The organism is Fibrobacter sp. UWT3 (genome assembly GCF_900230125.1).
Classification (GTDB): Bacteria; Fibrobacterota; Fibrobacteria; order Fibrobacterales; family Fibrobacteraceae; genus Fibrobacter.
This window is the reverse complement of sequence record NZ_OCSS01000001.1, coordinates 165317-180359: the sequence shown is the minus strand read 5'-3', so window position 1 is coordinate 180359 and position 15043 is coordinate 165317. Positions and strand designations below refer to the sequence as shown.

Sequence of the window (15043 nt, the reverse complement as noted above, 5' to 3'; positions counted from 1 at the left end):
TCTGGATATAGTTTATATTTCAAGTAGCAAATCAAATTTCCACAAGGAGTATGGTAAAATGAAGAAGATTTTCCTCGCAGCCCTCACGGCTATGGCACTCTGCAGCTACAGCTACGCTCAGGACGATGAAGACGAATACGAAGAAGACGAAGCCCCGGCGGCCGCCGCCCCCGCTCCGGCACCTGCTGCATCTGAAAGCAGCGCACCTGCCGCAGCCCCCGCCCAGTCCGGTGCAGGTTTCTTTGGTCTTGGTCTTGACCTGACAGACGCCATCATTAATGGCGGTGTGCAGAAGTTCTACGCTACCATCAAGGTTGCCCCGAACATGGAACTTTCCATCATCTTCGGCCTTTACCACCATGGCGAAACGACCACGGAGAACAAGGCTTCTGGTGGCGAAGTTGACCATGGCGACGACTACACCCAGCTCAGCCTCGGTGTGGGCTTTGATATGTTCATCGCCCAGATTCTCCTGCCCATATCCGTGGGTGGCGAGCTTATCTACACCCACCCGGCAGAAGACAATATGCAGCTCACCCTCAACGCCTGGGCCGGTTTCCGTGCAAGCCTGGTCGCCAACTTCTACCTCACCGGCAAGGTCGGCCTCGGCTTTGACTACTACGATGTAGAAACCGCTACGGACGAAGACACCCGTCTCGACGTCGGCTTCAAGACCCAGCTGCAGCTCCACTGGTTCTTCATGTAATCCAGGCCGGATAGATACAATTCAAGCCGCTCCGATTGGGGCGGCTTCTTTTTTATGTGGATTCTATCGCCTTCGGCTCCAGAATGACAGGCTCCAGAATGACAATCATGCCGTTTGCGACGGCAGCGCTACTCTGCGGGCAGGATAATCTCGATGTGGCTCGTGCTCACATTGAGGAAGTGCGTGCGGAACAGATCGTGGTCGTTCCTGTCGCTGACCTTTACCTGGGTCACGGCGATAAAGTCCTTGTTCTCGCGGATATAGTCGGTGAGGCGTTCGTCACGGAGCGTATCGATTTCACCTGTAATGATAAAGCTGTCTGTCCAAATCTTTACTAGCATAGCCTAAATATAAAGTTTTTTCGGGAAATAAGTGAAAATTCTAAAAAATTTTGGTTCAATTTCGTATTTTGCAACATATATTATAGTAAAACAGCAAAAAGGACCCTTTTTATGGCTAAGAAGAAACTCTCCCCCGCACCGGGCCAGATGGCATACCTGAACAAGGAATTCATGGAAAGCGACGCAGGTCGCCCGCTCCGCATACTTTCGGAATTTTACGAGCCCCAGCAGGTGTTCGAGCAGGAAGAAATCAAGAACAGCATCGTCTTCTTCGGTTCGGCACGCACGCTCCCGCCCGACGAAATCAAGAAGCGCCGCAAGGGCTGCAAGGACAAGAAGGCACTCGCCCGCCTCGCCAAGCTCGAGAAGGTGGCGGAATCGTACAACGCCGCGCGTGAACTCGGGCAAAAGCTCGGCAAGTGGGCGAACAAGCGACACCAGGGCTACGCCATCATGACAGGCGGCGGCCCCGGCATCATGGAAGCGGGCAACCGCGGCGCGACCGACGTGGGTACGCCCTCCATCGGCCTCAACATCAAGCTCCCGTTCGAGCAGCACCCGAACCCCTACCTCGACGACGCATTGAACCTGCAGTTCCGCTACTTCTTTATCCGCAAGTACTGGTTCCTGAAGAAGGCCCGCGCGCTCGTGGTGTTCCCCGGCGGTTTCGGCACGCTCGACGAGATGTTCGAGATGCTCACGCTTATCCAGACCGACAAGTACGCGCAGCAGCTACCGGTGGTGATTTTCGATTCCACGTTCTGGAAGAAGGCGGTGAACTGGGAGTACTTCGCCGAGACCGGAATGATCAACCCAGAAGACCTCAAGCTCTTCAAGTTCTGCGACACCGTGGACGAAGCTTACGACTATATTACGGGCGTGCTCGACGAGCAAGAAGAGGAATGGACTCTCCTTACCTGGAACCGCGAAATCAAGAAGAAATAGTCCGGCTCGCGTCCCGGTAAAAACCTATATTTGGGCGCCAAACAGGAAGGCTTGATTATGATGCTCCGGAACTTTCTCGCTGAATCGCTCGACCGTATTTCCCGCAATCTTGCGCTGCGCCCGCAGTACACGATGCAGGAATACCAGAGGTGGTTCGACCAGAATCCGGAGTTTTTGCACAACGGCGCGATGGAAAAAATCGAGCTCCTTGAGCCGCTCACGCTCGAGGGCACGAACAACCTGTACCGCGCGAATTTCTGGATACAGCACCCGAACGACGAGCGCCGTTACGGCGAGCGCGAAATCGTGGTAAAGATATGCAAGTTCTGGGCCACGCCGGGCAAGAACAGGCTCCACCGCCTGAACATGCTCCTGAGTGCATTCCAGGACGAAATCCGCATCAACAACCTGATACGCGCAACAAACATCGAGGGCGTGGTGCAGAGCTTTGGCGGGGGCATCGCCGGAAGGCACCCCTACCTGAAGATGGAGTTCATCAAGGGCTGTTCGCTCGACCGCCTGTTCGACACGAAACTTACCGACGACGAGATACTGAAGCGCGTCGCCCAGATTGCCTACCTCGCGAATACGATTAGCCAGCTGCACTACTACCAGGTGGTGCACAAGGACCTGAAACCGAAAAACCTGCTTTTGTGCCAGAACCCGCTGCACAAGAACAATCACAAGATACTTATCTGCGACCTCGGTTACGCACAGGCGAAACTCCGCGAGACGGTGAACGAATACGGCGGGCAGCTCACCCCGTGCTACAGCGCGCCCGAGCAGGCAATAATGGGAGAGAACCTCTCCTACTCCGTAGACTACTTCAGCTTCGGCATCATCGTGCACGAGTTCCTTACGGGCTACAAGCTGTTCCCGAAGGCGATGGACATCTTTATCGAGGACGGCCACAAGATTACGGACCGCTACCTCGAATACCTGAAAACCGGGCGCGAGAACCGTTTCGATGACAGCAGGTTCCCCGAACTCGCGCAATGGATAGACAGCCTCACGCTCTTTGACAGTTTCGAGCGCATGCAGAACTGTCCGAACCTTTTCGACATAACGCACAAGCTCCGCGAACGCGTGAACGCGCAGGGCTACCGCGACGTGAATACCGACTTTTTGTGGAATCAACTTGGTGAATACGGGAAACGGTAATATGGACAAGTTTGTCAGGGATTGCAAGAAGTTTATCAAGAGACTCAGGGTACACCACTACATCGCATTCGCAGTGGTGCTCGGCATCGGCGTGTTCAATGCCGTCACGGCGCTTTCGCCCATGATAAGCCAAAAAGAACTCGAGAGCAACATCGAGAAATCGTTCGAGAAATGGTGGGCCGAGGAAGGCGCCGCACAGTTCAGGACCGTAGGGCTCAGTGACGACGAAAAGACCAAGATGCAGGAGTTCGTGCAGTACCGCGACAGGATTATCTCTGCGGGCAAGGGTTTCGATATCGACGAGCGCAAGAAGGCCATGAGGACGGAGTTCCGCGAATGGTGGGAAATCGGCGGCGGGAAGGAACAGTACACCCGCGAGCACGGGAAATACCCCACCGAAAGGGAATTCGAGCGCGAATGCTACAAGTACATCAAGAACTACACCGACAAGTTCCTGCGGTACAACATGGCGTACGTACCCAAGGACGGCGAACTCGAGCGCCTTACCACAAGCTGGCTGTTGTTCCCGAGTTTTGCGAGCTACCTGCTTTTCGCCATACTCTTCCTGTTCGCGTACGTGAGACTGTGCGAGCGCTGGGGCGTGCCCATTACCGCAGGGTTCTTCCTGTTGCTTGCCGTCACCGGCGGCCCGATTGTCGGAGTGTTTACCGACATGAGCCTCTTTAGCCACGCGAACGCGGAACGCTACATGGGCGCAAGTATCGCGCTCGCCTTTATGCTGGGCGCCACGGCGTTCGACCACAACAAGGACGACGTGCCCGCAATCGTGCGCGGGATAGCCGTTATGGGGTTCATGCTCGACGTCATCGTGAACGTGTTCGTGAACCCGAGCATTTCTACCGCGACGGCGGTCGCTTCGCTCCCCGCATTCGGCCTGGGCGCCCTCGCCGGCACCAAGATGCCCAAGCGCAGGAAGAGTTTCTCGGAACTGCGCAAGGATGCGCTCGAGACCCGCATGAAGCAGACCGCCCAGAGAAACATTACCGCAGAACGCCGTGTCAAGACGCGCATGCAGATGGATACCGGGTTCAGCGAGGCGCAGAAGGGCCACTACGACGCGGCCAAAATCAACCTGTGCCAGGCAATGACGGGCATGCTGCAGGAACATCCGCTCGATACCGAAGGCCTGAAGAAACTCGCCGAACGCATGGTGAGCCCGAACCTGTTTATCGACGTTCCGAGCACGCAGTGGCTGGAATGGGGCGATACGGCAAGGTCGCGCATGTGCTACGAGGCAGCTCTCGAACTGCTCGAAAAAGGGCTCAAGCTCGAGAAAGACGCGAAGATTGCAAGGCGCGCGCTGTTCACCATCGGCGAGATACGCATCAACCGCAAGATTGAACCCGAAGAAGGCGTAAAGCGCCTGCAGAAGGTCGTCGAGATGGACGGCGAAGACCTGCTTGCAAAGCAGGCGAAGCGGATGCTGGAAAAAGCAGGCGTTTAAAAAAGAATCCCCGGCCTAGCCAGGGATGTCTTTATTTTCGCGGGGGCGACAAGAGGGCCTATTTCTCGTTGGCGAGGTAGGCCTTCCAAGTCGTGGAAAGGAGCGTCTCCAGATCGCTGTACTGCGCCTTCCAGCCAAGAATCTCCAGGGCCTTCGCGGGGTTAGCCACAAGCGATGCCGGGTCGCCCGGGCGACGCTCCACGATGCGGTACGGGCACTTGCGTCCGCTCACCTTCTCTGCCATGTGGATGACGTCGAGCACGGAACTCCCCTGCTGCACGCCCAGGTTCACGATGAGGCTCTTGTTGTTCTTCTGCAGGTAGTCGAACGCCATCCCGTGACCAATCGCAAGGTCGTTCACGTGGATGTAGTCGCGCACGCCCGTGCCATCGGGCGTATCGTAGTCGTTACCGAACACAAGCAGTTCCTTGCGCTTGCCGAGAATCGCTTCCATCACCACCGGGATGAGGTTCGCCGGGTTCTTCTCGAGCCCGCAGAGGCGGCCCTTCACGTCGTAGCCCGCGGCATTAAAGTAGCGGAGAGCCGCAAACTTGATTCCACGCAGCTGGTCGTACCACTTGAGGAACCCTTCGATGGCGAGCTTCGTGTAGCCGTAGTAGTTCTCGGGCTCGGTCGGGTGCTTTTCGTCAACCGGCTGATACTTCGGGGCGCCGTAGGTGGCCGCGGAACTCGAGAACACGAAGTACTTCACGCCGGCAGCGGAGGCGGCGTTCAGGATGTTGATGGAACCCGTGATGTTGTTCACGCTGTACTTTTCGGGGTTAATCATCGACTCGCCGGCGGCCTTGAAGGCGGCCAAGTGCACGAGGCCTTCGGGCTTGAAATCGTTCAGGAACTTGCCAATCTCTTCGGGGTGCAGAATGTCACCCTTCACAAAACCCGCCTCGGGGAACAGGTTCTGCTCGAGACCGCTGCTGAGGTTGTCAAAAACGCAGACTTCGTGCCCGCGGTCAAGAAGCTCACGCGTCGTGTGGGATCCAATGTAGCCGGCACCGCCGATAACTGCAATCTTCATGTCTTTTCCTTTTCTAATTGACCGCTCGCGCGGACTCGGCAAAGCAGGACTTCGCCTTCGGTTATAAAATTAGCATTCCGTCGCCGTAGCTGAACAGTTTCATCTTGTTCTCGACCGCCATCCTGTAGGCTTCCAGAGTGTTTTCGCGCCCGTAGAAGGCAGAAACCAGCAAGATGAGCGAACTCTTGGGCCAGTGGAAGTTCGTGAGGAGCCCGTCCACAATCTTGTAGCGGTAACCCGGGTAAAAGAATGCGTGCGTCACGCCCGACTGGGCCTTCACAATCCCGTTCGCATCGGCAATCGTCTCCACGACGCGCGTGCTCGTTGTACCCACGGTAACGATGCGCCCGCCTTCGCGTTTCGCCTTGTTGATTATCTCCGCGTTTTCCTTCGTGAGTTCGTAATGTTCGCCGTGCATCTTGTGCTGGGTGAAGTCCTCGACCGAGATGTTCTGGAACGTGCCCGGCCCTACGTGCAAGGTGACCTCGGCAACGTACACGCCTTTCGCCTTGAGGTCAGCAAGCATCTGTTCGCTAAAGTGCAGGCTTGCCGTAGGGGCGGCAACGGCACCCGAATACTTCGCGAAAATAGTCTGGTAGGCCTTCTTGTCGTCCTCGTCATCGGGGCGGTTTATGTACGGCGGCAGCGGCACGTGGCCCTCGCGGTTCATCACGGCCTCGAGTTCCACGGGGGTCGTCGCAAAGCGGAGCACGCGGGCGCCGTCCTCGTGAATTTCCTCGACCGTCGCCTTCACGCCGGCAATCTCGAGTTCGCGCCCGATCTTGAAGGCCTTGCCCGGGCGGACCTGCGCCTCGTAGCGGGCATCGCCGTTTTCTGCCGGAATGAGCGACTGCACAAGGAGGGTTTCCACCTCTCCGCCGTGCAGCGTGTGACCGTAAAGGCGCGCGGGAATCACCTTCGTGTTGTTTACCACCAGGCAGTCGCCGGGGCGGAACAGTTCCACGATTTCAGGCGCCTTCAATATACGGCGTTCACCGCCATCCTTGGGGCAATGCAGTATGCGCGTCTTGCCCTTGCCCGCCGTGCGGGTAGCAATCAGTTCCTTCGGGAATTCGAAGGTATAGTCCGAAAGCGAGTGTTCCATCTTTACTTTGCCTGCATGGATGCCAGCGCATCCTTGAGCATCTTGACAACATCCGCCTTGAGCGACTCCGGCTTCAGGATTTTCACGTTCGGGGAAACGCCCAAGAGCCACGTCTTGAAATCCGGCGTAATGCGGATTTTCAGGTCCACAATCATGTTCTTGTTCTTGTCCATGCGGAGGCTTGCCTGCGGGTGGAAACTCGACTTCGCGAACTGCGTCTGGAGCCACTTGGATTCCGGGCCAATCAGGAGCGAGACATCCTGCGGCTTGCTCGTATCGGTGTACTTGCCGAACGCATACTGGTAATGAATGGCCGGGTCAAAATGCATCGACCGCACGCTCTCGTTCGTAACATTCAGGCTCACGATGTTTTCGAACATGTAGTTCTTGAAAACCTGCGTTTCCTCATACGTATCGTCGGCTGCAATCAGGTACAGCGTGTCCATGCGCATAATGACCTTCACCGGGCTCACCACGATTTCGTCAGATTCCTCCGCACGTGCAGAATACTTGTAGTTGATGCGGATCTTGAACCCATCGCGAATGGCCTTCAGCACCTTGTTCACCATGCTATCTACGATATGGTTGTCGCAGAACGGGCCGTAATCGAGAATGTAGTTCGGGTCAAGCGTAACCGCCTCGGCCTTGAATTCATCCGGGTCGGTCGTCGAGAGCATATCGATAATCTTGTCGACTACCTTGCGGTTCTTGACATCGGCCGGATTAGATTCCGAGAAAGTCTTCTTGAGCTTTTCAAGTTTCTTGACAATGTCCTGGTTGAAATTCGCAGCCTCTTCGGTCTGGATCACATAGCGGGTTTCGCCTTCCGCCTTTATCTTGTGCAGGCCACAGTTTTCCGCCATGATAATCTCGATGTGGCGGAACATGGTACGCTCGCTGCAATTAAGCGCTTCTGCCAGTTGCTTAATCGACATCGGGTTTCTCAGCTTGGCTTTCACCCGATTAATTTTTTCGTATCCTGATCCTGATGTCATGAGTACTCCTTTCTAATTATTCTACAACCCTAAGCCTATTCTCGACAGATGTCGAAAAAGCCTTCTTCATCGCATTGACAAACGCAAACTGTTTCTGTATCGACGAATGCACGCGCCCCTCGAGCAGGTAGTGGTCATCTACGTACGAGACCTTGATTTTCGCGCCCTGGAATCGCGGATTCAGGGAATAAGCCCTTTCCATGTCTTCGCAGATATCGCTATTCTGCAAATTCGACTCCGGTACAGCGACCATGGAAAAAGCGAGGTCCTGAACGCCTGGAATTTCGGCAATGCGGTTTTCCAAATCCTTCGGGCGCGTACTTTCAAAACAGAACAGCGAAACACGCACCTTGCCCTGCGACACATCCACGCTGTAGTTAAACACGTTGCGCCCGAACGATTCCAGGAGCGTGTACACCCTGTTTTCGATGTGAGCATCCGTAATGCCCGGTTCCGGAATGATTTTCGTAAAGTCGACACACCCACGTATGCGCGGCATGCTGTTGATGCAGGCCTGCAACGTACGCTTTACCTGGAAACTGCGTACGAGGCCATCCAGGTAGACGATTCCCTGCCCCACCGTTACCGACACGCGGCGCATGTCGTCCGGGAAAAGCTGGCGCAACCTGTTCTGCACAATTTCGGACAACCTGTCGTTCGGAATATTCTGCGCATTTTCGGGCAGGGTAATGAACAGCACCGAGGCATCTTCGAGCAGCACGGCGAGTTTGTCCTTGCTACCGTCCGTCACGAGCCCCACAGCGACACCGAACTGGTTGCGTATGGCGTGGAAAACGTGATCGCCCAAAAGCGTCTGCGCACTCTGGGCCGGCAGCAGGCGGTAACCTTCCGGCGACTTTTCATCTATCTCGTGGACACGTTCGAGTTCTATCTTCTTGTCGGGGCCGCCATCGTAATTCATGACGACGACCTCCTTGTCGGCTGTCTGGAAAATGCTCTTGACAATGCCCGGCTTGGGTGCGCCCCTGAAGTACAGCCAGTTACCCGCCGCAATGCGGCTATTCCCATAGACCTTCGTGTAGTCGCCCGCATCGGCGGGGTGCGAGAAGGCAAACTCGTTCGAGAAAGCGACAAACGCCGACTGGCAATGTTCGCACACGCAAAGTAGTGGAATGCGAGGTTTCATACCCCCGTAGGTAGAATACGGCTCGCGCGCAAATACCCCATGTTCCATCACCTTGCGGCAACAGCAGCAGAACAACTGCTGGGATATAATCCTATGGGGAAAGAGATTGCGCATTGTTTAGACGAAAGACGAAAGACGAAAGACGAAAGAGGAAAGACGAAAGAGGACACTACTTCATGAGCGGGAGAGCCACGTCGATGCGGCGGAGCACTTCTTCCTTGCCGATGAGTTCGAACATTTCCCAGAGGCCAGGACCTGCGGTAACGCCAGAGACGGCGAGGCGCGGGGCACCGACGAGTTCACCGACCTTGTGACCGCAACGTTCGGCGAGGTCGTAGAATCCCTTCTCGATCACCGGGGTCTTGAAATCTTCGATGGAGGCAAGCATGTCGCGCACGAGGGTCGCCACTTCCTTGGAGCCTTCGCCGAAGTGCTTCTTCGCACCCTTCTCGTCGTAAGTGGTCGGAGCGACAAAGAAGTACACCGCCATGTCGGCCAGGTCCTGCACAAAGTGGGCACGAGGCTTCAACTGCTTCACGATTTCGTCGAGGCGTTCTTCGGGTTCCTTCGAGAGGTCGATACCCTTCGCAGCAAGGCCTTCCTTCATGATACCCTTGAGGAATGCGTCGTCGCACAGGTGGATGTGCTGGCCGTTCATCCACTGGAGCTTTTTCTCGTCGAAGCTTGCGGACTTCGGGTTGATGCGTTCCAGCGTAAAGCTTTCCACCATTTCCTTGATGGTCATGACTTCGCGGTCGTCGCCCGGATTCCAGCCGAGGAGCGCGAGGTAGTTCACGAGAGTCTCCGGCAGGTAGCCGAGGTCGCGGAAATCGCCCACGGAGGCGGCACCCTTGCGCTTAGAAAGCTTACCGCCGTTCTTGTCGAGAATCACCGGCAGGTGGCACCATACGGGCGGCTGCCAGCCGAATGCCTTGTACAGCAGTTCATGTTTCGGCGTGGAGCTGATCCATTCGTCGCCGCGGAGCACGTGGGTCGTTCCCATCAGGTGATCGTCCACGACGCTTGCAAAGTGGTACGTCGGGTAACCGTCGCGCTTGATGAGCACGAGGTCGTCCAGGAGTTCGTTCTGGTAGCTGATGTGGCCACGGATCATGTCGTCGAATTCGGTGACGCCAGTTTCCGGCACCTTGAAGCGGATAACGGCCTTTTCGCCGGCGGCAATGCGGGCTTCGGCTTCTTCGCGGGTAATGTTACGGCAGTGACGGTCGTAACCCGTGACCGGCACGTGGCTCTTTTCCTGCTCGGCGCGGACTTCTTGCAGGCGCTCTTCGGTGCAGAAGCAATAGTAGGCGCAACCCGCGTCCAAGAGCTTCTTGATTTCGCGGTGGTAAATATCCAGGCGTTCGCTCTGGAAATACGGACCGCAGTCGCCTTCGCAACCCGGACCTTCGTCCCACTGGAGTCCCAACCACTTGAGGTCGCGCATCAGGTCGTGCAGCGCAGTCTCGTTATAACGCTTGCGGTCGGTATCCTCGATACGCAGGTAGAACGTGCCACCCATGTGCTTGGCAAAGAAATAGTTGTAGATGGCCGTACGGGCACCGCCCACATGCAGGTAGCCCGTGGGGCTCGGGGCAAAACGCACGCGGACAGGACGGGTAGCAGAATTTTCGCTCATATATTCCTCTTAAAAAATTCAAATATCCCGCGCAACTCTGCGCAGGAGTTTTCCGTGTCAAAAAATAGCAATTTATGGAGCGGAGTTTGCAATGCCCCATGCGTTCCGCAGCCAAATCAGCGGGGCTGCAAAGCAGGCCAGTTCATAGACTGGTTCAAGTAGGTGAGGTGCGTCCAGGTATCGTCGCGGAAGCAGCCGCCCACCATGAGTTCGTCGAGCTTGCCCGTAAAGCCGCCCACCTGGAAATCGGTCAGGGAATCGCGAGAACCGTTCCAGTCCGTTTTTTCCGGTGAACCAGAAACCTTTGCGTCGTTCACGTAGAACACAATCTGTTCCAGCGCGCGACTGCTGAACGCCACATAAGTCCACTCGCCCGCCTTGATTCCCTCCGCACCCGAAGTCCAGGAAACCTTGTAGCTTGCGGTATCGGCGCTATCCGCAGGATTCGCCACATGATATATTTCCACGACAAAACCCTTTTCGGGAACATAGAGCAGCGCATATTCCTTTGGCTTCTCGAAGATGGTCTGTTCCTTGTCGAGCGCATCAAGTTCTACCCATGTCGAGAAGCAGAAATAACCTTTCATGTCAAAAACGAGGTTCACCTTGTGCGAAGTATCTGCGATAGCAGAATTCTCGGCGACAATAACATCGCCTTCATCAAGTTCCACCCCCCTGCCCACAACACCGTCGGCAGGCACGGCCCCTGTCGGCAGACCTTCGAAGTAGCCCTTTTCCGCCCCATCGTCCACAGGTGCAAGGCCGCTATCGAAATGCCACACCAGCGAATAGCTGCGGTTCGTGGGGAACACATCCTTCGCGTATGCGGGGTCCATCGTGTTGTCAAAATGGAGTTCCAGGGAATCTGAAACATTCAGCGAATCGACACTCACCCAGAACACGGCCTCCTTGGCAGAAGCGTCAAAGTAGGTCTGCGTAATGGGAAGTTTCTTGCTGCGGTTTCCATCCTGCGAAATGCGCACGGCTTCCCAGCGACCGTTCACCACCTCCGCGGAATCGAAAACAATTTCATTTTCTGTCAAGCGGATAGCCAACGGGAAATTGCTCACGACGGTGCCGAGCGAATCGATTCCTTCGGGGAGTGCGAGCGGAGCTTTCAATGTGTACGTCACCGAATCGCCCCAGACCGTCGTTTTGTTTGGTTGTACCGCAATATCTTCAAAACCTACCGGGAACAAATTGTCCATGTAAATGAGAAGATCGAACGTATCTGCCGGGAGGCTATCGACCACGATTTTCCCGTTCTGCACAGAAACCCTTCTGCGAATTGTCGTCCCGATGACGATGGCCTCGCCACCCTGGTTTTCGCGGAACTCATCCGATACGAGAAGCTTGACCGTACCCGGACCTTGCAAAGTGTCATTTACAGCAAGGGGCTCATCCTCTTCGGCACTCAGGTTCTGCAACAGGAGCATCTGGCCCGATTCCTGGTGGAAAGCCTCGAGAGAAAAATTACCCGACGGGATGGAGTCAAATTCATAGTTTCCGTTTTCATCCGTTTCGGTTTCGAACGCGGAAGGCAGGACCTGTTCAGCCTCGCTTGCGGCAATGATGTTGTAGCTGCCCGGCACGCACTGAACCTTCGCATATGCGGCCGGCTTGCCGTCGTCCAACATCAAGATACCCGCGAGTTCCGGGGAACCCGTCTCGGCGCTGTTGCCCGCAACATCGTCGTTCGAACACGCCGAAAGGAGCGCCGCCGCACACGCGAGGGCGCACCAAAGACGACAGTGCGCAATCCATTGTCCGTTTCTCATCTTCACCAATATAAATATAATTCCAATTTGGCTCCTGCGCACGATTCCCCAAAACTTGCCGTTGCCCGCAGACAACGGCTTTTTTGTGAAAAAAACGTGTTTTTTTGTTAAAAACGCAACTTTTCGCCGATTCTTGATATATATTGAGGGTATGCAAGCCCAGCCACAGCCCCTCAGACTTTCAGAGATCACTATTTCGAACCTGCGTTCCATCCAGCGGCAGACGTTCCCGCTCAGCGGGATTACCGCGCTTATCGGCTACAACAACGCGGGCAAGACGAATATATTGATGGGCATCCGCTGGCTCCTGTCGAAATTTTCGCTCGACATCTCGTTCTTTGACGACCCGAACCAGCCCGTAGAAGTGGAAGGCCTCTTCGAGGGAATTTCCGAAACGGTGCTCAACCGCCTCGGCGAAGAGAAGGCCGCCGAAATTACCCCGTTCCTGAACAACGGCTCCATGCGCGTAAAGAAGGTGCAGCGCGTTCCCGGCGAAGTTCCCGAGAACGTGGAACTGTGGGCATTCGTGCCCACGAACCGCAAGACGGAACGCCGCAAGGACTGGGTCCGCTGTTCCGACGCCTTCCGGCACGCATTCCGCAGGCTTTTCCCCGAGCCCATCGCCATCTGGGATTTCGAGGGCAACCAGGCGTTCACCAAGCTCCTGCACGAAATATTCAAGCCGCTCGAAAGGCGCTTCGGCGGGGAATTCAACGACATCCTGAGCAAGTTCAGCGACATGCTGAGCCCGGGCGGCGAAAACCAGGCCGCCGAAATCCAGAGCTTCGACCGCGACGTGAACGAGAAGCTGAAGCCTCTGTTCCCGAGCGTGCGCGTGGAGCTCGACATTCCCATACCCACGCTGGAAACCTTCCTCAAGAACGCGACCCTCAAGGTGATCGACGAGGACGACGGTTTCGAGCGCGATATAAACCGCATGGGAGCGGGGAGCCAGCGCGCCATACAGATGGCACTCGTGCGCTACCTCGCCGAAATCAAGAAGCACCACAACAACCATTACCTGAGCCGCACCATGCTGCTCATCGACTCGCCGGAACTGTACCTGCACCCGCAGGCGGTGGAACTCATACGCGTCGCCCTCAAGAACCTTTCGAACGAGGGCTACCAAGTGATATACGCGACGCATTCCGCGCAGATGGTCACGAGCGAAGACGTGAGCACGTCGCTACTCATCCGCAAGAACAAGGAACGCGGCACCTACATGCGCAAGCGAATGGAAGATGCCGTGCACCAAGTTATCCAGGATGCGCCGAGCCAGCTGCAGATGCTGTTCAGCCTCAGCAACAGCAACGAACTGCTTTTCGCCGACTACGTGCTTTTGACCGAAGGCAAGACGGAATGGCGCGTGCTGCCCGCACTCTTCGAACGCCTGACGGGGCAAAGTTTCGCCCTCATCAAGTGTGCACTCGTGCGCCAGGGAGGCGTGAGCAACACCCGCAAGAGCATGCAGGTGCTTTCGGCGATGGACATGCCCGTGCGCGCCATCGTGGACCTGGACTACGCCTTCACTACGGCCACCCGCGACGGATTCCTGGAGCCGAACGACCCCGACATAAGGTACTGCACGAACCTATTCCGCGAACTCGCGTTCCACAACCACCTGCGACTCGTGAACGGAAGGCCCGTGAGCAAGCACAGCAATATCTCCGCATCGAAGGCATACGCCATGATGGCTGCCATGCCCGAGGCGGAAACGCCCATCAAGAGCATCCACATGAAGCTGCGCCAGCAGGGAATATGGGTATGGACGAAGGGCGCCATCGAAGAACATCTCGGGCTCGAGGCCAAGAACGAGACCGCATGGAGCAACTTCATCGAGCGCTGCAAGGGGCAGAACTTCGTCAAGAACCTCCCCGACTACGAGGGCATCGAGGCGCTCTGCCAGTGGATTATTGACGGAAGTCGGGAAGTTTAATGAAATCGCGGTGAAGTTGCTTGTCGCCGTACTTGTCTTCGGCGCCTTCTTGCAACTCTTCGGCAGTATAGCCGCTAGAGACGCGCTGTAGGCAAACAACGCGCGTCGTATCGTCGTAGGTAAAATGAATGCGGAAAGTGCGGTAGGCCAGCACGCCCGTATGTGCGGATTCGTCGACGGTCAAGCGCCGGCGCGTGCAGTCGAAAACACCCTTCGAAAAATTCCCGCGGGAAAGCTGCACGCGGGCAAAACTTTCCAGATCGAAATCGCTGCGTTCCGCAATCCAGCGGTTCTGTGCATCGAAGGGGGCGTCGGCAAGTACCGTCCACAAGTCGCCTTCCTGTTCCTCGACCCAGCCAGCCTTCGCATCCGGGAAGGCATCCGCCATCGGAATGTAGGGTTTGATGTCAAGCACAGGGGTTTCGTTCAACAAGTCCGCCTCGTCTACATACAAAGTAAGACCTTCGACTTTCAGCAGGCGAACGCAACTAAGACCAATAGGATTCGGGCGGTAAGGGCTACGGCTCGCAAAGGTGCCCACGCGGTCCTTTCCCTTGGGCGGCACCGGCGGGCGCGTTGTCGGGCGCCATCCCTCGTTTTCATGAAATTGAAAAATCACCCAGATTCGTTCAAAGCCATCCAAGTCGCGGAGCGCCATCTCGAAGTTCTGCCCCGCATTCAGTTCAATGCGGCCCGGATGCCCCGCAAACAGGCGCCCCTGCCGGGGAGCGTCGTACTTGTAAATGGCATCGCCGTAGAATGTGCCTATCGGGCTGACTTGCATGCAGG

Annotated in this window: 13 protein-coding genes; 5 read left to right on the top strand and 8 right to left on the bottom strand. The window is 56.2% G+C overall.

The annotated features are described in order from the left end of the window. Positions 1-58 precede the first annotated feature (58 nt). Positions 59-706, top strand: coding sequence for a hypothetical protein (locus CRO08_RS00730; RefSeq protein WP_097034668.1), 648 nt, complete (start codon positions 59-61; stop codon positions 704-706). Positions 707-834: 128 nt separating this feature from the next. Here the strand turns inward: CRO08_RS00730 and CRO08_RS00725 are convergent, their stop codons facing one another. Beyond that, positions 835-1047 (bottom strand): hypothetical protein, encoded by a 213-nt coding sequence (locus CRO08_RS00725; RefSeq protein ID WP_097034667.1) that lies wholly within the window; start codon positions 1045-1047, stop codon positions 835-837. Positions 1048-1158: 111 nt separating this feature from the next. Between CRO08_RS00725 and CRO08_RS00720 the strand changes: the two genes are divergently transcribed. The 3 genes from CRO08_RS00720 to CRO08_RS00710 are packed head-to-tail and all read left to right on the top strand — an operon-like array spanning position 1159 to position 4618. Continuing rightward, positions 1159-1992 (top strand): TIGR00730 family Rossman fold protein, encoded by an 834-nt coding sequence (locus CRO08_RS00720; RefSeq protein WP_097034666.1) that lies wholly within the window; start codon positions 1159-1161, stop codon positions 1990-1992. 57 nt (positions 1993-2049) lie between these two features. Continuing rightward, on the top strand, positions 2050-3153 hold the full coding sequence (locus CRO08_RS00715; RefSeq protein ID WP_255252185.1) for a protein kinase: 1104 nt from the start codon (positions 2050-2052) through the stop codon (positions 3151-3153). 1 nt (position 3154) lies between these two features. Beyond that, positions 3155-4618 carry a hypothetical protein gene (locus CRO08_RS00710; protein ID WP_097034665.1) on the top strand — a complete coding sequence of 488 codons (1464 nt, stop codon included), beginning with the start codon at positions 3155-3157 and terminating at the stop codon, positions 4616-4618. A 58-nt stretch (positions 4619-4676) separates the two neighbouring features. On the opposite strand, the gene galE is transcribed toward CRO08_RS00710, so the two are convergent. The 6 genes from galE to CRO08_RS00680 all read right to left on the bottom strand — a co-directional run bounded on the left by galE (position 4677) and on the right by CRO08_RS00680 (position 12318). Further along, complete coding sequence (gene galE, locus CRO08_RS00705; RefSeq protein ID WP_097034664.1) at positions 4677-5654, bottom strand: UDP-glucose 4-epimerase GalE; 978 nt, start codon at positions 5652-5654, stop codon at positions 4677-4679. A gap of 61 nt (positions 5655-5715) precedes the next feature. Beyond that, entirely contained in the window at positions 5716-6759 is a 1044-nt protein-coding gene (gene queA, locus CRO08_RS00700) for a tRNA preQ1(34) S-adenosylmethionine ribosyltransferase-isomerase QueA (protein ID WP_097034663.1), read from the bottom strand. Between the two features lie 2 nt (positions 6760-6761). Next, a complete protein-coding gene (locus CRO08_RS00695; RefSeq protein WP_255252184.1) occupies positions 6762-7718 on the bottom strand; it encodes a YafY family protein in 957 nt (318 codons plus the stop codon). A gap of 52 nt (positions 7719-7770) precedes the next feature. After that, on the bottom strand, positions 7771-8901 hold the full coding sequence (locus CRO08_RS00690) for a BON domain-containing protein (protein ID WP_141398174.1): 1131 nt from the start codon (positions 8899-8901) through the stop codon (positions 7771-7773). A 169-nt stretch (positions 8902-9070) separates the two neighbouring features. After that, positions 9071-10540, bottom strand: coding sequence for a glutamate--tRNA ligase (gene gltX, locus CRO08_RS00685; RefSeq protein WP_097034660.1), 1470 nt, complete (start codon positions 10538-10540; stop codon positions 9071-9073). A gap of 116 nt (positions 10541-10656) precedes the next feature. Then, positions 10657-12318: a LamG-like jellyroll fold domain-containing protein gene (locus CRO08_RS00680; RefSeq protein ID WP_097035673.1), complete on the bottom strand. Its 1662-nt coding sequence runs from the start codon at positions 12316-12318 to the stop codon at positions 10657-10659. Between the two features lie 151 nt (positions 12319-12469). Here CRO08_RS00680 and CRO08_RS00675 point away from each other — a divergent pair, with 151 nt between their 5' ends. Beyond that, entirely contained in the window at positions 12470-14254 is a 1785-nt protein-coding gene (locus CRO08_RS00675) for an ATP-dependent endonuclease (RefSeq protein ID WP_072809643.1), read from the top strand. Here CRO08_RS00675 and tsaA read toward each other — a convergent pair. Further along, positions 14229-15038 carry a tRNA (N6-threonylcarbamoyladenosine(37)-N6)-methyltransferase TrmO gene (gene tsaA, locus CRO08_RS00670; protein ID WP_097034659.1) on the bottom strand — a complete coding sequence of 270 codons (810 nt, stop codon included), beginning with the start codon at positions 15036-15038 and terminating at the stop codon, positions 14229-14231. The genes CRO08_RS00675 and tsaA overlap by 26 nt on opposite strands. Positions 15039-15043 lie beyond the last annotated feature (5 nt).

Coding starts and splice junctions, on each gene's coding strand:
- CRO08_RS00730 (WP_097034668.1), top strand. CDS start 59: ATGAAGAAGATTTTCCTCGCAGCCCTCACGGCTATGGCACTCTGCAGC.
- CRO08_RS00725 (WP_097034667.1), bottom strand. CDS start 1,047: ATGCTAGTAAAGATTTGGACAGACAGCTTTATCATTACAGGTGAAATC.
- CRO08_RS00720 (WP_097034666.1), top strand. CDS start 1,159: ATGGCTAAGAAGAAACTCTCCCCCGCACCGGGCCAGATGGCATACCTG.
- CRO08_RS00715 (WP_255252185.1), top strand. CDS start 2,050: ATGATGCTCCGGAACTTTCTCGCTGAATCGCTCGACCGTATTTCCCGC.
- CRO08_RS00710 (WP_097034665.1), top strand. CDS start 3,155: ATGGACAAGTTTGTCAGGGATTGCAAGAAGTTTATCAAGAGACTCAGG.
- galE (WP_097034664.1), bottom strand. CDS start 5,654: ATGAAGATTGCAGTTATCGGCGGTGCCGGCTACATTGGATCCCACACG.
- queA (WP_097034663.1), bottom strand. CDS start 6,759: ATGGAACACTCGCTTTCGGACTATACCTTCGAATTCCCGAAGGAACTG.
- CRO08_RS00690 (WP_141398174.1), bottom strand. CDS start 8,901: ATGAAACCTCGCATTCCACTACTTTGCGTGTGCGAACATTGCCAGTCG.
- gltX (WP_097034660.1), bottom strand. CDS start 10,540: ATGAGCGAAAATTCTGCTACCCGTCCTGTCCGCGTGCGTTTTGCCCCG.
- CRO08_RS00680 (WP_097035673.1), bottom strand. CDS start 12,318: ATGAGAAACGGACAATGGATTGCGCACTGTCGTCTTTGGTGCGCCCTC.
- CRO08_RS00675 (WP_072809643.1), top strand. CDS start 12,470: ATGCAAGCCCAGCCACAGCCCCTCAGACTTTCAGAGATCACTATTTCG.
- tsaA (WP_097034659.1), bottom strand. CDS start 15,038: ATGCAAGTCAGCCCGATAGGCACATTCTACGGCGATGCCATTTACAAG.